Genomic DNA, 18,787 nt, shown 5'->3' with positions numbered 1-18,787 from the left:
CATGTCACGTGTTGGCAAAAGGCCTGTGGCGGTTCCGTCGGGTGTGACCGCGACCGTCGATGGGCAGACCGTCAAGATGAAGGGGCCCAAGGGCCAGCTTCAGTTCGTCGTCCATAACGACGTCGAGGTGAAGCTCGAGAACGGCCAGGTCAAGGTGAACCCGCGGGTCGAGACCAATCGCGCGCGGGCGCTGTACGGTACCGCTCGCGCCCAGGTCGCGAATCTGGTCGAAGGCGTCACCAAGGGCTTCGAGAAGAAGCTCGAAATCACCGGCGTCGGTTACCGCGCCGCGATGCAGGGCAAGAACCTGCAGCTCGCGCTCGGTTACAGCCACGACGTGGTCTACGCGATCCCGGAAGGGATCACGATCACCGTGCCGAAGCCGACTGAGATCACGGTGACCGGCAGCGACATCCAGCGTGTCGGCCAGGTCGCCGCCGAGATTCGCTCCTATCGTCCGCCGGAGCCCTACAAGGGCAAGGGCGTGAAGTATGTTGGCGAATTCATCTTCCGCAAGGAAGGCAAGAAGAAGTAACGGAGCCGGTCATGTCCAAAGCCAAGGTTACCAATGCCCGGCGCAAGCGGAGTGTGCGGCTGAAGCTGCGCCGCTCCGGTGGCGGTCGTCCGCGTCTGTCGGTGTTCCGCTCGTCCAAGCACATCTACGCCCAGGTCATCGACGACCTGAAGGGCGAGACGCTGGCCTCTGCCTCGTCGCTCGAGAAGTCGATGCGCGACGGCGGCAAGACCGGCGCCGACATCGATGCGGCGAAGGCGGTCGGCAAGCTGCTGGCCGAGCGCGCCGCCGAGAAGGGCGTCAAGGAAGTCGTGTTCGATCGCGGCAGCTACCTCTACCACGGGCGCGTCAAGGCACTGGCCGACGCTGCGCGTGAGAGCGGGCTGAGCTTCTAACAGAATTTGAGGATTGAGGCGCAAGCCTCTGAAGGATTGGAAAAATGGCAGAACGCGAACAACGTGGTGGACGCGATCAACGCGGCGGCGGCGGACGTGAACGCCGGGAGGAGCGCGACAGCGAGTTCGTCGACAAGCTCGTCCACATCAATCGCGTGGCAAAGGTCGTCAAGGGCGGCAAGCGCTTCGGTTTCGCAGCGCTGGTCGTGATCGGCGACCAGAAGGGCCGCGCCGGCTTCGGTCACGGCAAGGCGCGCGAAGTGCCCGAGGCGATCCGCAAGGCAACTGAGTCCGCCAAGCGCAACCTGACCCGCGTCTCGCTGCGCGAGGGCCGCACGCTTCATCACGACATCGCCGGCCGTCATGGCGCGGGCCGTGTCTACCTGCGTGCAGCCCCGGCCGGTACCGGCATCATCGCCGGCGGTCCGATGCGCGCCGTGTTCGAGACGCTCGGCGTCCAGGACGTGGTCGCGAAGTCGATCGGCTCGTCGAACCCCTACAACATGGTTCGCGCAACCTTCGACGCGCTGAAGCATCAGGATTCGCCGCGTTCGGTCGCAGCCCGCCGCAATATCAAGGTGTCCACCCTCCAGTCCCGCCGTATCGGCGGTGATGCCGAGGCGGCTGCCGACTAACGGAAGCTTTTCGGAGTAGACTCCCATGGCCAAGGCCGCAAAGACGATCAAGCTCGAGCAGACCGGCAGCGCGATCCGCCGCCATCACTCGCAGCGTTCGACGCTGATCGGGCTCAAGCTCAACAAGATCGGCCGCACCAGCGAACTGCCGGATACCCCGGCGGTTCGTGGCATGATCGAGAAGGTTCACCATCTCGTTCGCATCGTCGACGAGAAGTAAGCAAAGGCGCAGGATCCCGAACAGCGGGCACCCGTTTTCGGTGAAGATCATGCGCAAGAAACAAGGAGCAGGGCGATGAAGCTCAGCGATATCGCCGACAACGCCGGCTCGCGCAAGAAGCGTATGCGCGTCGGCCGTGGCATTGGTTCGGGCAAGGGCAAGCAGTCCGGCCGCGGCGGCAAGGGCCAGACCGCGCGTTCGGGCGTGCGCATCAAGGGTTTCGAAGGCGGCCAGATGCCGATGCATCGCCGTCTGCCGAAGCGCGGCTTCAACAACATCTTCCGCGTCGAGTTCGCCGAGATCAATCTCGACCGGCTCCAGGAAGCGGTCGATGCCAAGAAGATCGACGCCGGCAGCGTCGTGAACGTCGAGGCCCTGGTGAAGGGCGGCGTGCTGCGCCGCGCCAAGGCCGGCGTGCGGCTGCTCGGCCGCGGCGAGCTCAAGTCCAAGCTCAACATCGAAGTGCACGGCGCCACGAAGACCGCGATTGCGGCGGTCGAGAAGGCCGGCGGCTCGGTGAAGATCCTCGCCCCTGCCAAGGAAGAAGGCGAGGCGGCGTAACAACTGCGTCATTGGCCCGCGGCTCGCGGGCCTTTACGCGTGTGGGACGTGGACTTATCGAAGCCGAGCCCCAGATAATGTCCGGCGTCCGCTAGAGTAGCCCGGCCGCGGGCATGACGGCGCAATAGGCGGCGGGAGAAAGTCCAAGATGGCCTCTGCAGCGGAACAACTGGCAGCCAATCTCAATTTCGGTGCGTTTGCCAAGGCTGACGAACTGAAGAAGCGCATCTGGTTCACCCTGGGTGCGCTGCTCGTTTATCGGCTCGGGACCTATATCCCGTTGCCCGGCATCGATCCCAACATCTGGGAACAGGTGTTCCGCTCCCAGGCGGGCGGCATCCTCGGCATGTTCAACATGTTCGCCGGCGGCGGTATCCACCGCATGGCGATCTTCGCGCTGAACATCATGCCGTATATCTCGGCCTCGATCATCATCCAGCTCCTCACCACCGTCTCGCCGCAGCTCGAGGCGCTGAAGAAGGAAGGTGAGTCCGGCCGCAAGCTGCTGAACCAGTACACCCGCTATCTCACCGTGATCCTGGCCGCGTTCCAGTCCTACGGCATCGCGGTGGGCCTCGAAGGCGCCGGCAACGTCGTCAGCGACCCCGGCATGTTCTTCCGTCTGTCCACGGCGATCACGCTGACCGGCGGCACCATGTTCCTGATGTGGCTGGGTGAGCAGATCACCTCGCGCGGCATCGGCAACGGCATCTCGCTGATCATTCTCTCCGGTATCGTCGCCGAGCTGCCCGCGGCGCTCGCCAACATGCTCGAGCTCGGCCGTCAGGGCGCCATGTCGACCGGCCTGATCCTGGTCGTCATCATCATGGCGGTCGCCGTGATCGCCTTCATCGTGTTCATGGAGCGCGCCCAGCGCCGGCTGCTGATCCAGTATCCGAAGCGCCAGGTCGGCAACAAGATGTTCGAGGGCCAGTCCTCGCATCTGCCGCTCAAGCTCAACACCTCGGGCGTGATCCCGCCGATCTTCGCGTCCTCGCTGCTGCTGCTGCCGACCACGGTTGCCAACTTCAACGCGGGCAGCGGGCCGGAATGGTTCCAGTGGATCACGACGCAGCTCGGCCACGGCCGTCCGCTGTTCCTGATCATGTATCTCGCGCTGATCGTGTTCTTCGCGTTCTTCTACACCGCGATTGTGTTCAACCCGACCGAGACCGCGGACAATCTGAAGAAGCACGGCGGCTTCATTCCGGGCATCCGTCCGGGCGAGCGCACCGCGGAATATATCGACTATGTGCTGTCGCGCATCACCGTGCTCGGCGCTGTTTATCTGGCGATCGTCTGCTTGATCCCGGAAATCCTGATCTCCTACGCCTCGGTGCCGTTCTACTTCGGCGGCACCTCGCTGTTGATCGTCGTCAGCGTCACCATGGACACGGTGGCGCAGGTGCAGGGCTATCTGCTGGCGCATCAGTATGAAGGCCTGATCCGGAAGTCGAAGCTGCGCGGCCGCCGCCGCTAAGCGCGGGGCTCTCTAAAGGCGGCGCGACAGCGCCGCCGATTCGCCGCGCGAGCAACGCGCGGCGCCCGCCGAGGCGACCAGTCAGCCATTCCAAGACATCGGCAGAGCTGCTCTCCCTGCGACGCAATCACTGATTTCAAAGGCCTTCTTGGCGTCCTGGCATTTGCTCCCCTATGATATGGGTAGCGGTGCGGCGCCGATTATGATTTGCACTGTCATCACACTTCAAACACAGGTGCGCGACGTATCGCTCACCAATCCGGGGGGCGTACGCCGATGAGAATTATACTTCTGGGACCGCCGGGGTCGGGCAAGGGGACCCAGGCGCAGCTGCTGGTGCAGCGCTATGGCATCGTCCAGCTCTCGACCGGCGAGATGCTGCGCGCGGCCGTTGCGGCGGGAACGCCGGTCGGGCTGAAGGCCAAGGAGATCATGGCCAGCGGCGGCCTCGTGCCCGACGAGATCGTGGTGGGAATCATCTCCGACCGCATCGACCAGCCGGACGCCAAGAACGGTTTCATCCTCGACGGCTTCCCGCGCACCGTGCCGCAGGCCGAGGCGCTGGATGAGCTGCTCAAGCACAAGCATCTCAAGCTCGACGCCGTGGTCGAGCTCCGCGTCAACGAGAGCGCGCTGCTGAGTCGCGTCGAGACCCGCGTCGCCCAGATGCGGGAGCGCGGGGAGGAGGTCCGCGTCGACGACACCCCGGAGGTCCTGACCAAGCGGTTAGCCAGCTACCGCAGCCAGACGGAACCGCTGATTCACTACTATTCCGAGCGGCGGAAGCTCTCGACCATCGACGGCATGATGGCCATCGACGAGGTCACCCGCGCCATTCATCGCCAGCTCCTGGCGCTCGGCGCGGTCGAACCCAAGTCGCATGGCAAGGCCCATGCGCGCAGCGCGGCCAAGTCGGCGCCCGCCAAAAAAGGTGCCAAGAAGGCCAAGACAGCCAAAAAGCCGGCGAAAACGGCCAAAAAGGCGGCCAAATCCGCTAAGAAGGCCGCCAAGAAGGCCGTGAAGGGCACCAAGAAGGCGGCCAATAAAACGGCCAAGAAAACGGTCAAAAAGGCAGCCAAAACGAGCGCCAAGAAGGCTGTCAAAAAAGGTGCCAAAAAGGCCGCAAAAAAGGTCACGAAAAAGCGAGCTAAGCGCTAGCAGCGGTTGACGAAAGCCCCCTGAATCCCCTAATAAGCCCCGCATCCAAGTCGGATAGTTTCAAACGATGCCGGGCCCCAGGAAGACCGGGGGTGGGCGTCGTGTTCGCGTTTGTGAACACCTGCCCGAGAAACCAAGCACTTAAAGACCGGTTCCTGACGAGGGATCGGCAACAGGAGAGAGAGCCGTGGCCCGTATTGCCGGCGTGAACATTCCGACCAACAAGCGCGTGCTGATCGCGCTCCAGTACATCCATGGCATCGGCCAGAAGATCGCTGGTGAGATCCTGGAGAAGGTGAAGATCCCCGAGGATCGTCGCGTCAACCAGCTCAGCGATGCCGAAGTGCTTCAGATCCGCGAAGTGATCGACCGCGACTATCTCGTCGAGGGCGACCTGCGTCGTGAGGTCGGCATCAACATCAAGCGTCTGATGGACCTCGGCTGCTATCGCGGCCTGCGTCATCGTCGCGGTCTGCCGGTGCGCGGTCAGCGTACCCACACCAATGCGCGTACGCGCAAGGGGCCGGCCAAGGCCATCGCCGGCAAGAAGAAGTAAGTTTTCGAATCCGATCGCGGCGTGTGGCGAACAGGGGACATCCCGTTCGCCACGCGCCTTTCGTTCCACAGGTGTAGCCGCTGGCACTACGGCGGCGTTTGAGATCTTCAGGAAAGGTACTCTATGGGCAAGGAAGCCACCCGCGTTCGTCGTCGTGAGCGCAAGAACATCGCCTCCGGCGTCGCGCACGTGAACTCGTCGTTCAACAACACGACCATCACCATCACCGACGCGCAGGGCAACACGATTGCCTGGTCTTCCGCCGGCACGATGGGCTTCAAGGGTTCGCGCAAGTCGACCCCGTATGCCGCGCAGGTTGCCGCCGAGGACGTGTCGAAGAAGGCGCAAGAGCACGGCATGCGCACGCTGGAAGTCGAAGTCGCCGGTCCCGGTTCGGGCCGCGAGTCGGCGCTCCGTGCGCTCCAGGCCGCGGGCTTCACCGTCACCTCGATCCGCGACGTGACCACGATCCCGCACAACGGTTGCCGTCCCCGCAAGCGTCGGCGCGTTTGATACCAAGTTGCGGGCGCATTGGTCGCCCGCAATGACTTTTTGCAAAGCCGCGCGAATGATCCGCGGCCTTTCTCCAACGCCAGTGTCTGCACTAGCAGTTTGACTGGCCTGTATGGGTGAAACAGTGACGATCCAGAAAAATTGGCAAGAACTGATTCGGCCGAACAAGCTCCAGATCCAGCCCGGCAGCGATTCGACCCGTTTCGCGACCATCGTCGCCGAGCCGCTCGAGCGCGGCTTCGGCCAGACCCTCGGCAACGCACTGCGCCGCATCCTGCTCTCCTCGCTCCAGGGCGCGGCGGTGCAGTCGGTGCACATCGACGGCGTGCTGCACGAGTTCTCCTCGATCGCGGGCGTCCGTGAGGACGTCACCGACATCGTGCTCAACATCAAGGACATCTCGATCAAGATGCAGGGCGAAGGCCCCAAGCGCATGGTCGTGAAGAAGCAGGGCCCGGGCGTCGTCACCGCCGGCGACATCCAGACCGTGGGCGACGTCGTCGTCCTCAACCCCGACCTCCAGATCTGCACGCTCGACGAGGGCGCCGAAATCCGCATGGAGTTCACGGTCGCGACCGGCAAGGGCTACGTGCCCGCCGAGCGCAACCGTCCTGAGGACGCGCCGATCGGCCTGATCCCGGTCGACAGCCTGTATTCGCCGGTCCGCAAGGTCTCCTACAAGGTCGAGAACACCCGTGAGGGCCAGATCCTCGACTACGACAAGCTGACCATGACGATCGAGACCAACGGCGCGCTGACGCCGGATGACTCGGTGGCTTACGCCGCCCGCATCCTGCAGGATCAGCTCAACGTGTTCGTCAACTTCGAAGAGCCGCGCAAGGAAGTCGCCCAGGAGATCATCCCGGACCTCGCCTTCAACCCGGCTTTCCTCAAGAAGGTGGACGAGCTCGAGCTGTCGGTGCGTTCGGCCAACTGCTTGAAGAACGACAACATCGTCTACATCGGCGATCTCGTGCAGAAGAGCGAAGCGGAAATGCTCCGCACCCCGAACTTCGGCCGCAAGTCGCTGAACGAGATCAAGGAAGTGCTGGCCCAGATGGGTCTGCACCTCGGCATGGAAGTGCCGGGCTGGCCGCCGGAAAACATCGACGAGCTCGCCAAGCGCTTCGAGGATCATTACTGATCCGACTTCATCGTCGTGGCCGGAGATATCCGGCCACGATTTTTAATGGGCGAACGCAGGCAGCCCACCTGAGCAACATGTCCGACGAACCGTCGCGGCAGTTTCAAACTAAGGAATAGTTACATGCGTCACGGCAAGGTTCATCGGAAGCTCAACCGCACTGCCGAGCATCGCCGCGCGATGTTCGCCAATATGTGCGCCGCGCTGATCAAGCACGAGCAGATCGTCACCACGCTGCCCAAGGCCAAGGAGCTCCGTCCGATCGTCGAGAAGCTCGTCACCCTCGGCAAGAAGGGCGGCCTGTCCTTGCGTCGCCAGGCCATCTCCGAGATGCGCGACAAGGACCAGGTCAAGAAGCTGTTCGACGTGCTGGCGCCCCGCTACAAGGACCGCCAGGGCGGCTACACCCGCATCATCAAGGCCGGCTTCCGCTACGGCGACAACGCCGCGATGGCCGTGATCGAGTTCGTCGACCGCGATGTCGATGCCAAGGGCCTGGACTCCGGTCCGGTGCAGGAGAAGGAAGCCGAGGCGGCGTAAGCCGGCCGGTACCTCAGTTTTCAGAAAGCGGCGCCCCTGGGCGCCGCTTTTTTGTATGGCGCGGCGATATCTCATGCCGCGCATCGTCTGGTGAACGCGATTCCGGCCGGGGGGCTGTCGATGAGGATTGTGTTTGGGATCGCGCTGGCGCTGTTGATGTCGCCGGCCTCTGGCGAGACGCTGGTCGAACGCGGCGCCTATCTCGTCAACAGCGTGATGGTCTGCCACAACTGCCACACGCCGCGCGGGCCGCAAGGGCTCGATCTCTCGCGCGCGCTCGCGGGCGGCAGCCAGGTTTTCGATGAGCCTGCCTTCAAGGTCACCGGCTCCAACATCACGCCGGACAAGGACACCGGGATCGGCAACTGGAGCGATGCCGCGCTGAAGCGGTTTCTGGTCAGCGGTCACAGGCCGAACGGGACCAAGGTCGCGCCGATCATGCCGACTGCGTTCTACACGGTGCTCACGGCCCGGGATCTCGATGCGCTGACCGCCTACCTGCGCTCAGTCCCCGCAATGCGCCACGAAACGCCGGCGCCGGAATACAGGATCGCGCTGCAGCCGGAGGTGCCGACCTACGCCGGCAAGCAGGCGACCGAGGCTGAGCTCTCCGACAAGCTCGCGCGCGGCCGCTATCTCCTGACCATCGCCCATTGCCTGGAATGCCACACGCCGGAGGGCCCGTCCGCCGTGCATGATTTCGCGGGTGCCAGCGGCAAGGGGGGCCGGACATTCAAGGGGCCGTGGGGCGAATCCGTCTCCCCCAATATCACTGCGGATCCCGCGGCGGGCCTGGGCGGCTGGAGCGACGACGAAATCAAACGTGCGATTACGCAAGGCATCGCGCGCGACGGCCACAAGCTCAAGCCCCCGATGGCCTATGCTGCCTATGCCAGCATGACGGCGCAGGACCTCGATGCCATCGTCGCGTTTATCCGGACACTGCCGCCGAAATCGTAGGGTGGGCAAGACGCGCTCCTCGCGCGTCGTGCCCACCATTCGGTCTGCGCGTCGCGTTGACATTGGTGGGCACGCTTCCGCCTTCGCTCTTCGAGCTACGGCGGACAAGTCGTTGTCCCACCCTACGATTTCGCAGTTGTGGCGATTGAAGCGGCGTGCGCTGGACACGATATCCGCTTCAGCAACAATGGAGATGATTCATGAAGATCGACCTTTCCGGAAAGACCGCCCTTGTGACCGGCTCCACCGCCGGCATCGGCCACGCCATTGCCAAGGGCCTTGCCGGCTCGGGCGCGAGCGTGGTGATCAACGGTCGCGGCCAGGACAAGGTCGATGCCGCCGTGCGCAAGCTGGAAGGGGCGGGCGTCAAGGTCCGCGGCATCGCCGCCGACGTCTCGACCGCAGCGGGCTGCAAGGCGCTCGTCGCGGCGCTGCCGGAGGTCGACATCCTCATCAACAATGCCGGTATCTTCGAGCCAAAAGACTTCTTCGAGATCCCTGACGAGGACTGGAGCCGCTTCTTCGAGGTCAACGTCATGAGCGGCGTGCGGCTGTCGCGCGCCTATATGAAGGGCATGCTCAAGCACAACTGGGGCCGCATCGTCTTCATCTCATCGGAGTCCGGGCTCAACATTCCCGTCGAGATGATCCACTACGGCATGAGCAAGACGGCCCAGCTCTCGGTCGCCCGCGGCCTCGCGCAGCTCACCCGCGGCACCGGCGTCACCGTCAATTCCGTGCTGCCGGGTCCGACCATGTCGGAAGGCGTCGAGACCTTCGTGAAGGATCTCGCCAAGCAGAACGGCCAGTCGGTCGATGAGGCCGCGGCCAATTTCGTCAAGCAGCACCGCCCGAGCTCGCTGATCCAGCGCTTCGCCAGTGTCGACGAAATCGCTAACATGGTGGTCTATGTCGCGTCGAAGGAAGCGTCCGCGACCAACGGTGCGGCGCTGCGCGCGGAAGGCGGTATCGTCAACACGATCGCCTAGCACGAGGAATCCGTAGGGTGGGCAAAGCGAAGCGTGCCCACCACCTTGATTGCGTGTATTGGGAAGATGGTGGGCACGGCGCAAGCGCGCCTTTGCCCACCCTACGCACCTTTCGCCTACCAACCCTCCAGCACGATCTTGCCGCGCGACTTGCCGCTTTCGAGCAGCGCATGCGCGCGCTTGAGGTTGGCCGCGTTGATCGTGCCAAAGGTCTGGTCGAGCGTGGTGCGCAGCACGCCCTTGTCGATGAGGTCGGAGACGTCGTTGAGCAGATGATGCTGCGCGATCATGTCGGGCGTCCCAAACGAGGAGCGCGTGAACATCGATTCCCAGTGTACCGAGATCGCCTTGCCCTTGAATGTGCTCATGGCGAACTCCGGGGGATCGTCGATCAGGCCGAACTTGCCCTGCGGTGCCATGAACTCGGCGATCGCCTTGTAGTGCTGGTCGGTGAAGGTGAGGCTCGCCACCAGCGCGACCGGCGGCAGCTTCAGATTCTCGATCTGCTCCTTCATCGGCTTGCCATGGTCGATCACCGCATGCGCGCCGAGATCGAGGCACCATTTTTGCGATTCCGGCCGCGTCGCCGTCGCGAGCACCGTGAGGCCCGTGAGGCGGCGCGCAAGCTGGATCAGGATCGAACCGACGCCGCCGGCGCCGCCCGTGATCAGCAGTGTGCGCGGATCGACGCTTTTGCCGGGCACCGCGCCGAGCCGGTCGAACAGCAGTTCCCAGGCGGTGATGGAGGTGAGGGGAAGGGCTGCTCCTTGCGCGAACGACAGGCTCTTCGGCTTGTTGCCGACGATGCGCTCGTCGACCAAATGGAATTCTGCATTGGTGCCCTGGCGCAGGATCGAGCCGGCGTAAAACACCTCGTCGCCCGGCTTGAACAGCGTGACGTCGGAACCCACGGCATCGACAACGCCGGCTGCGTCATAGCCCAGAATCTTCGTCTCGCCCTCGGGCGGGGCGGCACGCTTGCGTACCTTGTAATCGACTGGGTTGGCCGAGATTGCCTTCACGGCGACGCGGATATCGCGCCCCTTGGGCTCGGGCTTTGCGGTCTCGAAATCGATCAGCGCGTCCTGATCCTCGATCGGAAGCGATTTCTTGTAGCCGACGGCCTTCATGGCTTGTCTCCATCAAATGGCGCGTAGCTTGTGATGTGCGCCTGGCCAGCTAACTGTCCCGCTAGCCCCGATTTGGCAAGTACTGTAAATTCGGGGATATAGTCCCTGTTTGGATACTATTGGGAAAACACGCATGAAGCGGCGAGATTTTACCCGGCGCCCCGGCTGCTCGGTCGAGGCGACGCTGGACCTGATCGACGGCAAGTGGAAGGGCGTGATCCTCTATCACCTCCAGGACGGCACCCAGCGCTTCGGCGAACTGCGCCGCAGGATGCCCGGCATCACCCAGCGCATGCTGACAAAGCAGCTTCGCGCGCTGGAGGAGGACAAGCTCGTCATCCGCAAGGTCTATGCCGAGGTGCCGCCACGCGTGGAGTATTGCCTCTCCGAACTCGGCGAGAGCCTGCGGCCGGTGATCGACATCCTGAAGGCCTGGGGCGAGAGCCATCAGCAACGGCTGTCCTGCGCGCCGCCGCCCGAAGCGGAGCCGGTCAAGAAGCCGAAGCGCGCAGCGTAACTCTCCGGGAGCGGACCGTGCCGCTCCCGGAAGAGATTGCATCAGAACGCGAACTGCGTGCGCAACGCGACCGCATCGAACTTCGAGCCGGTGTCCGCCGCCGACACCGCCGAGGCCTGCTTCGACACCGTGCCATGCAGATAGTCGAGCATGAAGCGCACATTGCCGTTGACGTACCAGTTGAGCGCCAGCGTGTAGACGGTTTGCCGCCCGCCGGCGATGCCGGCGGCGGTCGCCAACTGATCGTTCAGATCCACGGTCGAGTAGCGACCGGCGATCTCCCAGGCACCCCAGCCGCCGCCGTTGATCGAGAATGGATTGTTCGGCTTGACGCCGCCATAGGACGCACTGCCCGGATTGTACTTGCGCGATTCACCGGTCAGGACATAGGCCGCCTGTGCGTAGCCGCCCTGGAATTTCAGGCTCGACGTACCGATGGGCGCCACCGCGGTGTTCGCACCGCGATCGATGTTGAACCAGTAGTATTCGCCCTGGACCCAGAGCGGTCCATAGGTGGCCGCGGCTTCCACGCCATAGACCTGCGCGCCCGACACATTTGCAATCGCTCCGGTCGAGATCAGCGTCGTGGGATCGATGCGCAGCTCGGGACGATCGCTGAGCGTGAGCGTTTGCGTGTTCGCGACCAGATTGCGCGGCGGCTGGATCAGCCACTGGGCGTCGGCGCCGAGATGCACCGAGTAGTCGTTGCCGCTCACGACCTGGCCCGCAACGCGGGCGGTCGCGCCGTATTGCTCGCTGGTCCCGGGAGGTGACACGCTCGAGGCCGAGTGAATGGCACCCGAGGTCGGGCCGGTCACGTAAGCGCCGGCCCAGAACACGTCGTTGTACCAGCGGGCACCGGCGGCGGAACGGAAGTCGCCGGCGGCGATATTTTGCGCGATGATGCCGACCGAGGCGCGTTCCATGAAGGCAATGTCGTTGGAACTCGTGGATTCATCCAGGGTCCAGGCAAGGTCCATGACGCCGGCTTCGATTGCCATCTTGCCGCCGAACGGCTTCAGCCCCGTGTAGCTCACGAACGCGTTTTCGATGCCGGATGTGCCACCGCCAGGCAGGAAGCCGACAGGCGTAGCGCCAGCGGCGCCCGTGCCGCCAAATCCGTCGGACGAGCCCCCGAAATCGTAGATCAGCGCGAAATTCCAGTCTTCGAGGAATTTGCCGACGACACCGATGCGCGCGCGACGCACGTTTTCGCCGCTGTCCAGCTTTTGCGGCACAGTTGCCGCCGTGTTGGGACGATAGTCATAGCCGCCCATATCGTAGTGCACGCGACCGGTGATCGCGACGCAGTTTGCCCCATCGGCGGTGCAGATGGTCGGCCGGTTGTTCGGCATCGTCACGACAGCACCGGAGACCGGTACCGGTCCCTTGAGCGGGATCGCGGCGTTGGCGTTGGCGACGACGGCTTTCGCCTCCGAGCGCGCTTCGGCCTTGGCCTCCGCCTTTGCTTCGACTTTAGCCTTCGCCGTCGCCGCCGTGTTCGCGGCGGTCTGACTCTGGAGCTTATCGAGCTTCTGCTCCAGCATCTTCAACTGCTGCTTCAGGAGCGCGATCTCCTGATCGCTGCTGCTTGCCGTTTGGGCCTGGGCCTGCGAGGCCGCCAGCGCACCGGCGAGACCAATCGCGGTGGCTGCTATTCTTATCCTGCTCACGTCTGACTCCATCGTTTGACGAACGTCCCCAAGTCGTAACGGGAGAGCCTAAGAGTGATCGATGACTGCCCCGCGACGCTGCGCCCGGTTGCGCGGTTCCCACTGATGCCAATTCGCCGCAACCGAATCCGCCACCGAGTAGAATGCTGGATGACGCGCATCATGCCAATCCATTGCACCCTGCCATTTGCCATTTCGCACGTCCGGCTTGCATTTGGGACACACCGGGAAGGGGCCGAATATTGCCGCCCGGCGGCCTTCTATTGGCGGGCGAACGCGCCTATATTCCGGCGTCTTTTCCAAGAGGTAGGAATGTTTCGATCGACCCGGACCGCCGTGCTCACGGCATTGTGCATAGCGTTTTCAGCCCAGTTCAATCCGGCCGCCGCGCAGGATCGCCGTGTCCCGTCCTCGCCCGCCGAGTTGCGGCTGTCCTATGCGCCGATCGTGCAGCGGGTGCAGCCGGCGGTCGTCAACGTCTACGCCGCCAAGGTGGTGCAGAACCGCAATCCGCTGCTGGACGACCCGATCTTCCGCCGCTTCTTCGGCGTGCCGGGCCAGCAGCCCGAGCAGATGCAGCGCTCGCTCGGCTCCGGTGTCATCGTCGATGCCTCCGGCCTCGTCGTTACCAATGTCCACGTCATCGAGGGCGCGGACCAGGTGAAAGTATCGCTGTCGGACAAGCGGGAGTTCGAGGCCGAGATCCTGCTGAAGGATCCGCGCACCGATCTCGCCGTGCTGCGCCTGAAGGACACCAAAGAGAAGTTTCCGACCCTGGACTTTACCAATTCCGACGAACTGCTGGTTGGCGACGTCGTGCTGGCGATCGGCAATCCCTTCGGCGTCGGCCAGACCGTGACCCACGGCATCATCTCGGCGCTCGCGCGCACCCAGGTCGGCATCACCGACTACCAGTTCTTTATCCAGACCGATGCGGCCATCAATCCCGGCAATTCCGGCGGCGCGCTGGTCGACATGAGCGGAAAGCTCGCCGGCATCAACACCGCGATCTATTCGCGCTCCGGCGGCTCGCAAGGCATCGGCTTTGCGATCCCCGCCAACATGGTGCGCGTCGTCGTCGCCTCCGCCAAGAGCGGCGGCAAGGCGGTGAAGCGGCCGTGGCTCGGCGCGAAATTGCAGGCGGTGACGCCCGAGATCGCCGAGAGCCTCGGCCTGCGTTCGCCGACCGGCGCGCTGGTGGCAAGCGTGGTCTCGAGCGGCCCCGCGGCCAAGGCCGGCCTGAAATCCTCCGATCTCATCACCGGGATCGACGGCCAGACGGTGGATGATCCCAACGCCTTCGACTACCGTTTCGCCACCCGTCCGCTCGGCGGCACCGCGCAGATCGACGTGCAGCGCGGCGGCAAGCCGCTCAAGGTCACGATCGCGCTCGAGACCGCACCGGACTCCGGCCGCAACGAACTCGTCGTCACGGCGCGCTCGCCGTTCCAGGGCGCGAAGGTCTCGACCATCACGCCGGCAGTTGCCGACGAGCTGCATCTGGACGCCGACACCGAAGGCGTCGTGATCACTGATCTCGGCGGCGACAGCGCGGCTGCAAATGTCGGCTTCCAGAAGGGCGACATCATCCTCGCCGTCAACAACCAGAAGATCGGCAAGACCACCGACCTCGAAAAGGCGGCGGGCGAACGGCCGCGGATCTGGCGCATCACGCTGGTGCGTGGCGGCCAGCAGATCAACGTCACGCTGGGCGGATGAGCCCAAAGCGACCACAGGAGACGCCAACTCTCTTCGCCGCGGCGGGGCTCGACCACGAGGCTCCGCATCCGCTGCCGGACCGATTGCGCCCGCGCGCGCTGTCGGAGGTCGTTGGCCAGGACCATATCCTAGGTCCCGACGGTGCGCTGACGCGCATGCTGGAGACGCGCACGCTCGGCTCGCTGGTCTTCTGGGGCCCGCCCGGCACCGGCAAGACCACGGTGGCACGGCTGCTGGCGGATGCGACGGATCTGCATTTCGAGCAGATCTCCGCGGTGTTCTCCGGCGTCGCCGATCTGAAGAGAGCGTTTGAGGCCGCACGCGCCCGCCGCGAGATGGGCAAGGGCACACTGCTGTTCGTCGACGAGGTGCATCGCTTCAATCGCGCCCAGCAGGATTCGTTTCTGCCCGTCATGGAAGACGGCACCGTCGTGATGGTCGGCGCGACCACCGAAAACCCGTCCTTCGAGCTCAACGCGGCGTTGCTCTCTCGCGCGCGCGTGCTGGTATTTCGCTCGCTCGATGCCGCCGCGATCGAGAAACTGTTCGCGCATGCCGAGGAGGTCGAGGGCCGCAAGCTGCCGCTCGATGACGAGGCGCGTGCCGTGCTGGTGCGCATGGCCGACGGCGACGGAAGGGCATCGCTGACGCTTGTCGAGGAGGTCTGGCGTTCGGCGCGGGCGGACGAGATCTTCAACGCGGCGCAGTTGCAGGAGATCCTGCAGCGCCGCGCGCCGATCTACGACAAGTCGGCCGACGGTCACTACAATCTGATCTCGGCGCTGCATAAGTCGGTGCGGGGCTCCGATCCCGACGCCGCGCTGTATTACCTCGCGCGCATGCTCGATGCCGGCGAGGACCCGCTGTTCCTGGCCCGCCGCGTCGTGCGCATGGCGGTCGAGGACATCGGCCTTGCCGATCCGCAGGCGCTGGTCATCGCCAATGCCGCCAAAGACGCCTTCGACTTCCTCGGCCATCCCGAAGGCGAGCTCGCCATCGCGCAGGCCGTGGTCTATCTCGCCACCGCGCCGAAATCGAATGCGGTCTACACCGCCTTCGGCACGGCGATGCAGGTCGCCAAGCAGGCCGGCTCGCTGCTGCCGCCAAAGCACATCCTGAATTCCCCGACCAAGCTGATGAAGTCGGAGGGCTACGGCGCGGCCTACGAATACGACCACGACGCCCCCGACGCCTTCTCCGGCCAGGACTACTTTCCGGAAGCCCTGGGCCGCCAGACCTTCTACGACCCGCCCGAGCGCGGTTTTGAGCGCGAGATCCGCAAGCGGCTGGATTACTGGGCCAAGCTGCGGAAGGAGCGGGGTGGCGCGCGCTAGAAGCGGCCATTTCGCCGTGACGGGAGCCGGCTTTTAGGGTACGCAGGCAACCATGAGCCGCCGCATCAAGAGAATGAACCCAAAGCCCCGCTCGCGTGACGAGCGCGACGATTCGCGTCCGTTCAAGGCGCGCACTGCGAAGAAGGCGGGACCACGGCTGGGGGCTAAGCCAGGTGCGAAGCCGCCGCGCTTTGCGGGCGAGCGCGCTGAGCGGCGGCCGCCCAAGGCTGCGCCCGAAGCATCTGCGCCGGCAAAGCCGGTCGAGGCGCTGCTGCCGACCAAGGTGCAGACCGTCAAGGTGACGGCTGACGAGAACAACATGCGCGTCGACCGCTTTCTCGAAGCGCGGTTTCCCGGCCTGTCCTTCTCCCACATCCAGCGCGTCGTCCGCAAAGGCGAGCTGCGCGTCGACGGCAAGCGTGTCGACAGCAAGGATCGGCTGGAGGAGGGCCAGAGCGTCCGCATTCCGCCGTTGAAGCTCGACACGCCGAAGGCCGCCGGTGAGCTGTCGGAAGGCGCCCAAAAGACGCTTGCCGCGCTGAAGGAGATGACGATCTACGAGGACGACGACGTCCTGGTCCTGAACAAGCCTGCCGGCCTCGCCGTGCAGGGTGGCTCGGGCATGACGCGGCACATCGACCAGATGCTGGAGGTGATGCGCGATTCCAAGGGCCAGAAGCCGCGCCTCGTGCACCGCATCGACCGGGAGACCTCGGGCTGCCTGCTGATCGCCAAGACGCGATTTGCCGCCTCGCATCTGACGGGCGCCTTCCGCTCGCGGTCCGCGCGAAAAACCTATTGGGCGCTGGTGCCGGGTCTGCCGAAGCCGAAGCAGGGCCGCATCTCGACCTTCCTCGCGAAGGAAGAGAGCGAGGACGACACCATCATGCGCATCGCCCAGCATGGCGACGAGGGCGCGAGCCACGCGGTGACGTACTATGCGGTGGTCGAGACCGCCGGCAACAAGCTGACCTGGGTGTCGCTCAAGCCCGTGACGGGCCGCACCCATCAGCTGCGCGCCCACATGGAGCATATCGGCCACCCCATCGTCGGCGATCCCAAATATTTCAACATCGAGAATTGGCAGCTGCCGGGCGGCCTGCAAAACCGGCTGCATCTGCTCGCACGCCGCATCGTCATTCCACATCCGCGCGGCGGCGTGATCGACGCCACCGCGCCACTGCCACAGCACATGCAGCAGTCGTGGAATCTGCTCGGGCTCGATGCGAGCCGGTTTGATCCGATCGAGAACGCGCCGGAAGAGTAGGATCGGGGCCTCGTACCAGCCCCGTCATTGCGAGGAGCGAAGCGACGAAGCAATCCAGAATGCTTCTGCGGATACGGTCTGGATTGCTTCGCTGCGCTCGCAATGACGGTGTTGACGCAGTGGCGACTAGCACCGCTCACTTCCGAAACTGCTCCAGAAACATCCGCAGACTGTCGTGCGGGCTCTCGACGTCGGTGATCAGCCATCCCTCCGCGCCGTTGACCAGGACGAAGTTCAGCGTGACCTGCCGCCCGCGATTGTCGAAGTTCGCCGCGACATAGGTCTTGTCGTATTGCCTGCGAACGACCGTGATCGCGATCGGGCCGAGCTTCCAGTTCGGGCTCTGCACCAGGAAGTCGTAGGGTTCGACCCTTGGCGCGCTCCAGGCCCTGCGCAGGCTGGGGTCGAAGAATTGCCGGGCGGAGGCGGCATCGCGCGGCAGGCCTTTCGACAGTTCCGGCGCGCCATCGCCGTAATGCGCGTAGACATTGCGGACCAACGATTCCGGGGTGCGGAAACCGGCGTCCGCCGCGGCCGGCCAGAGCCCGGCGAGCAGGGCCACAATGCCCGCAAGTTCCCTCATGCCTTGCCGCTCGCTTTATCAGCCGCCGGTCTTGGCTTACAAGCCTAGCATTCAGAGACCGAGGCCGAAACGAGATGCGCGAATTGTTCGATGAGGTTGCGGGGCGGTCCCCGCTCGATCCGCAGGAGGCGGTGCGCCAGGCCGCACGTACGCCGCAGCGCAAGCGCTTCTACAAGGAGGCGGGCGTGGCCGAGGCCGAGGGCGGCTTCGCCATCACGCTGGACGGCAGGCCGATCCGGACGCCATCGGCCCGCCAGGTGGTGATCCCGTCGCGCGCGCTGGCCGATGCTGTGGCCGCGGAATGGGCGGCCCAAGGCGAGACGATTAATCCCGTGACCATGCCGCTGACGCGGATCGCCAACAGCGTCGTCGAGGGTGTCATCGATCGCGTCGAGCTCGTCAGCGACGACCTTGCAAAATACTTCGAGACCGACCTGCTGTTCTATCGCGCCGGCCACCCCGAAGGACTGGTCGCCCGCGAGGCCACGCATTGGGACCCCGTGCTGTTCTGGGCCGCGGAGACGCTGGGCGCGCACTTCATCCTGTCCGAGGGCATCATGCATGTGAAGCAGCCGGACGAGGCCGTTCGGGCTGCCCGCGCGGCGCTGCCCGGGGATCCCTGGTCGATCGCGGCGCTCCACGTGGTCACGACCCTGACCGGTTCGGCGCTGCTGGCGCTGGCGCTCGCCCATGGCGTGCGCGATGCCGGCCAGGTCTGGGCCGCCGCCCATGTCGACGAGGACTGGAACGCCGAGAAATGGGGCGTGGACGAGGAGGCGGCTGCCCGCCGCGCCGCCCGCCTGAAGGATTTTCAGGCCGCCGTGGCGGTTCTTGCGGCCGTGAAGCCGTAAGCGGCCAAAGGTCCTTAACGAGAGGTTTACGAGGGCGGCCTTAGGGTG

General features: G+C 64.7%; 21 protein-coding genes. 18 read left to right on the top strand and 3 right to left on the bottom strand.

The features are described 5' to 3' along the window. Nucleotide 1: 1 nt before the first annotated feature. The 13 genes from rplF (at nucleotide 2) to OWC48_RS17225 (ending at nucleotide 9,665) form a co-directional block, all read left to right on the top strand. Nucleotides 2–535, top strand: coding sequence for a 50S ribosomal protein L6 (rplF, locus tag OWC48_RS17285; protein WP_063982587.1), 534 nt, complete (start codon nucleotides 2–4; stop codon nucleotides 533–535). An 11-nt stretch (nucleotides 536–546) separates the two neighbouring features. Next, nucleotides 547–909 carry a 50S ribosomal protein L18 gene (gene rplR / locus OWC48_RS17280; RefSeq protein ID WP_007603036.1) on the top strand — a complete coding sequence of 121 codons (363 nt, stop codon included), beginning with the start codon at nucleotides 547–549 and terminating at the stop codon, nucleotides 907–909. A 44-nt stretch (nucleotides 910–953) separates the two neighbouring features. Then, the gene (gene rpsE, locus OWC48_RS17275; RefSeq protein WP_028152981.1) at nucleotides 954–1,544 is read left to right on the top strand and encodes a 30S ribosomal protein S5; all 591 of its coding nucleotides are present in this window, start codon (nucleotides 954–956) and stop codon (nucleotides 1,542–1,544) included. Between the two features lie 25 nt (nucleotides 1,545–1,569). Then, nucleotides 1,570–1,764: a 50S ribosomal protein L30 gene (gene rpmD / locus OWC48_RS17270; RefSeq protein WP_011088137.1), complete on the top strand. Its 195-nt coding sequence runs from the start codon at nucleotides 1,570–1,572 to the stop codon at nucleotides 1,762–1,764. 75 nt (nucleotides 1,765–1,839) lie between these two features. After that, nucleotides 1,840–2,325, top strand: a complete 486-nt coding sequence (gene rplO / locus OWC48_RS17265) for a 50S ribosomal protein L15 (RefSeq protein WP_014494508.1) — start codon at nucleotides 1,840–1,842, stop codon at nucleotides 2,323–2,325. 148 nt (nucleotides 2,326–2,473) lie between these two features. Then, nucleotides 2,474–3,805 carry a preprotein translocase subunit SecY gene (secY, locus tag OWC48_RS17260; protein WP_282521063.1) on the top strand — a complete coding sequence of 444 codons (1,332 nt, stop codon included), beginning with the start codon at nucleotides 2,474–2,476 and terminating at the stop codon, nucleotides 3,803–3,805. Nucleotides 3,806–4,081: 276 nt separating this feature from the next. Further along, nucleotides 4,082–4,963: an adenylate kinase gene (locus OWC48_RS17255; protein WP_282521062.1), complete on the top strand. Its 882-nt coding sequence runs from the start codon at nucleotides 4,082–4,084 to the stop codon at nucleotides 4,961–4,963. A 187-nt stretch (nucleotides 4,964–5,150) separates the two neighbouring features. Beyond that, nucleotides 5,151–5,519, top strand: coding sequence for a 30S ribosomal protein S13 (gene rpsM / locus OWC48_RS17250; protein ID WP_014494511.1), 369 nt, complete (start codon nucleotides 5,151–5,153; stop codon nucleotides 5,517–5,519). A 123-nt stretch (nucleotides 5,520–5,642) separates the two neighbouring features. Then, nucleotides 5,643–6,032 carry a 30S ribosomal protein S11 gene (rpsK, locus tag OWC48_RS17245; protein WP_007603045.1) on the top strand — a complete coding sequence of 130 codons (390 nt, stop codon included), beginning with the start codon at nucleotides 5,643–5,645 and terminating at the stop codon, nucleotides 6,030–6,032. A 112-nt stretch (nucleotides 6,033–6,144) separates the two neighbouring features. Continuing rightward, nucleotides 6,145–7,176: a DNA-directed RNA polymerase subunit alpha gene (locus tag OWC48_RS17240; RefSeq protein WP_038942308.1), complete on the top strand. Its 1,032-nt coding sequence runs from the start codon at nucleotides 6,145–6,147 to the stop codon at nucleotides 7,174–7,176. A 123-nt stretch (nucleotides 7,177–7,299) separates the two neighbouring features. Beyond that, complete coding sequence (rplQ, locus tag OWC48_RS17235; protein ID WP_282521061.1) at nucleotides 7,300–7,716, top strand: 50S ribosomal protein L17; 417 nt, start codon at nucleotides 7,300–7,302, stop codon at nucleotides 7,714–7,716. Between the two features lie 120 nt (nucleotides 7,717–7,836). Next, nucleotides 7,837–8,676 (top strand): c-type cytochrome, encoded by an 840-nt coding sequence (locus OWC48_RS17230; protein WP_282521060.1) that lies wholly within the window; start codon nucleotides 7,837–7,839, stop codon nucleotides 8,674–8,676. 200 nt (nucleotides 8,677–8,876) lie between these two features. Beyond that, the gene (locus OWC48_RS17225) at nucleotides 8,877–9,665 is read left to right on the top strand and encodes an SDR family NAD(P)-dependent oxidoreductase (RefSeq protein WP_282521059.1); all 789 of its coding nucleotides are present in this window, start codon (nucleotides 8,877–8,879) and stop codon (nucleotides 9,663–9,665) included. Between the two features lie 116 nt (nucleotides 9,666–9,781). On the opposite strand, the gene OWC48_RS17220 is transcribed toward OWC48_RS17225, so the two are convergent. After that, nucleotides 9,782–10,795: a zinc-binding alcohol dehydrogenase family protein gene (locus OWC48_RS17220; protein ID WP_282521058.1), complete on the bottom strand. Its 1,014-nt coding sequence runs from the start codon at nucleotides 10,793–10,795 to the stop codon at nucleotides 9,782–9,784. A gap of 133 nt (nucleotides 10,796–10,928) precedes the next feature. Here OWC48_RS17220 and OWC48_RS17215 point away from each other — a divergent pair, with 133 nt between their 5' ends. Then, nucleotides 10,929–11,312, top strand: coding sequence for a helix-turn-helix domain-containing protein (locus tag OWC48_RS17215; RefSeq protein ID WP_028151187.1), 384 nt, complete (start codon nucleotides 10,929–10,931; stop codon nucleotides 11,310–11,312). Between the two features lie 41 nt (nucleotides 11,313–11,353). Here OWC48_RS17215 and OWC48_RS17210 read toward each other — a convergent pair whose 3' ends face one another. Further along, nucleotides 11,354–12,985 (bottom strand): OprO/OprP family phosphate-selective porin, encoded by a 1,632-nt coding sequence (locus OWC48_RS17210; protein WP_282521057.1) that lies wholly within the window; start codon nucleotides 12,983–12,985, stop codon nucleotides 11,354–11,356. A 312-nt stretch (nucleotides 12,986–13,297) separates the two neighbouring features. Here OWC48_RS17210 and OWC48_RS17205 point away from each other — a divergent pair, with 312 nt between their 5' ends. Genes OWC48_RS17205 through OWC48_RS17195 form a run of 3 tightly spaced genes read left to right on the top strand, consistent with a single transcriptional unit; the run spans nucleotide 13,298 to nucleotide 17,305 of the window. Next, complete coding sequence (locus tag OWC48_RS17205) at nucleotides 13,298–14,704, top strand: DegQ family serine endoprotease (RefSeq protein WP_282521056.1); 1,407 nt, start codon at nucleotides 13,298–13,300, stop codon at nucleotides 14,702–14,704. Continuing rightward, complete coding sequence (locus OWC48_RS17200) at nucleotides 14,701–16,038, top strand: replication-associated recombination protein A (RefSeq protein WP_282521055.1); 1,338 nt, start codon at nucleotides 14,701–14,703, stop codon at nucleotides 16,036–16,038. The genes OWC48_RS17205 and OWC48_RS17200 overlap by 4 nt, the downstream gene beginning before the upstream one ends. Nucleotides 16,039–16,090: 52 nt before the next feature. Beyond that, a complete protein-coding gene (locus OWC48_RS17195) occupies nucleotides 16,091–17,305 on the top strand; it encodes an RluA family pseudouridine synthase (RefSeq protein ID WP_282521054.1) in 1,215 nt (404 codons plus the stop codon). Between the two features lie 136 nt (nucleotides 17,306–17,441). Here OWC48_RS17195 and OWC48_RS17190 read toward each other — a convergent pair whose 3' ends face one another. After that, nucleotides 17,442–17,888 carry a hypothetical protein gene (locus tag OWC48_RS17190; RefSeq protein WP_282521053.1) on the bottom strand — a complete coding sequence of 149 codons (447 nt, stop codon included), beginning with the start codon at nucleotides 17,886–17,888 and terminating at the stop codon, nucleotides 17,442–17,444. 74 nt (nucleotides 17,889–17,962) lie between these two features. Here OWC48_RS17190 and OWC48_RS17185 point away from each other — a divergent pair, with 74 nt between their 5' ends. Then, complete coding sequence (locus tag OWC48_RS17185; protein ID WP_282521052.1) at nucleotides 17,963–18,739, top strand: ATP12 family chaperone protein; 777 nt, start codon at nucleotides 17,963–17,965, stop codon at nucleotides 18,737–18,739. The last annotated feature ends 48 nt before the right edge of the window (nucleotides 18,740–18,787 follow it).

This window comes from Bradyrhizobium sp. Arg816 (genome assembly GCF_029989365.1).
Classification (GTDB): Bacteria; Pseudomonadota; Alphaproteobacteria; order Rhizobiales; family Xanthobacteraceae; genus Bradyrhizobium.
This window is presented reverse-complemented; position numbering and strand designations above follow the sequence as displayed.

What these genes read in the sequence shown, in the direction of transcription:
- rpmD (WP_011088137.1), top strand. Translation starts at nt 1,570, where the DNA reads ATGGCCAAGGCCGCAAAGACGATCAAGCTCGAGCAGACCGGCAGCGCG.
- OWC48_RS17225 (WP_282521059.1), top strand. Translation starts at nt 8,877, where the DNA reads ATGAAGATCGACCTTTCCGGAAAGACCGCCCTTGTGACCGGCTCCACC.
- OWC48_RS17230 (WP_282521060.1), top strand. Translation starts at nt 7,837, where the DNA reads ATGAGGATTGTGTTTGGGATCGCGCTGGCGCTGTTGATGTCGCCGGCC.
- OWC48_RS17190 (WP_282521053.1), bottom strand. Translation starts at nt 17,888, where the DNA reads ATGAGGGAACTTGCGGGCATTGTGGCCCTGCTCGCCGGGCTCTGGCCG.
- OWC48_RS17240 (WP_038942308.1), top strand. Translation starts at nt 6,145, where the DNA reads ATGGGTGAAACAGTGACGATCCAGAAAAATTGGCAAGAACTGATTCGG.
- secY (WP_282521063.1), top strand. Translation starts at nt 2,474, where the DNA reads ATGGCCTCTGCAGCGGAACAACTGGCAGCCAATCTCAATTTCGGTGCG.
- OWC48_RS17255 (WP_282521062.1), top strand. Translation starts at nt 4,082, where the DNA reads ATGAGAATTATACTTCTGGGACCGCCGGGGTCGGGCAAGGGGACCCAG.
- rpsE (WP_028152981.1), top strand. Translation starts at nt 954, where the DNA reads ATGGCAGAACGCGAACAACGTGGTGGACGCGATCAACGCGGCGGCGGC.
- rplR (WP_007603036.1), top strand. Translation starts at nt 547, where the DNA reads ATGTCCAAAGCCAAGGTTACCAATGCCCGGCGCAAGCGGAGTGTGCGG.
- rplF (WP_063982587.1), top strand. Translation starts at nt 2, where the DNA reads ATGTCACGTGTTGGCAAAAGGCCTGTGGCGGTTCCGTCGGGTGTGACC.
- OWC48_RS17195 (WP_282521054.1), top strand. Translation starts at nt 16,091, where the DNA reads ATGAGCCGCCGCATCAAGAGAATGAACCCAAAGCCCCGCTCGCGTGAC.
- rpsK (WP_007603045.1), top strand. Translation starts at nt 5,643, where the DNA reads ATGGGCAAGGAAGCCACCCGCGTTCGTCGTCGTGAGCGCAAGAACATC.
- OWC48_RS17185 (WP_282521052.1), top strand. Translation starts at nt 17,963, where the DNA reads ATGCGCGAATTGTTCGATGAGGTTGCGGGGCGGTCCCCGCTCGATCCG.
- OWC48_RS17200 (WP_282521055.1), top strand. Translation starts at nt 14,701, where the DNA reads ATGAGCCCAAAGCGACCACAGGAGACGCCAACTCTCTTCGCCGCGGCG.
- OWC48_RS17215 (WP_028151187.1), top strand. Translation starts at nt 10,929, where the DNA reads ATGAAGCGGCGAGATTTTACCCGGCGCCCCGGCTGCTCGGTCGAGGCG.
- rplO (WP_014494508.1), top strand. Translation starts at nt 1,840, where the DNA reads ATGAAGCTCAGCGATATCGCCGACAACGCCGGCTCGCGCAAGAAGCGT.
- OWC48_RS17205 (WP_282521056.1), top strand. Translation starts at nt 13,298, where the DNA reads ATGTTTCGATCGACCCGGACCGCCGTGCTCACGGCATTGTGCATAGCG.
- OWC48_RS17220 (WP_282521058.1), bottom strand. Translation starts at nt 10,795, where the DNA reads ATGAAGGCCGTCGGCTACAAGAAATCGCTTCCGATCGAGGATCAGGAC.
- rplQ (WP_282521061.1), top strand. Translation starts at nt 7,300, where the DNA reads ATGCGTCACGGCAAGGTTCATCGGAAGCTCAACCGCACTGCCGAGCAT.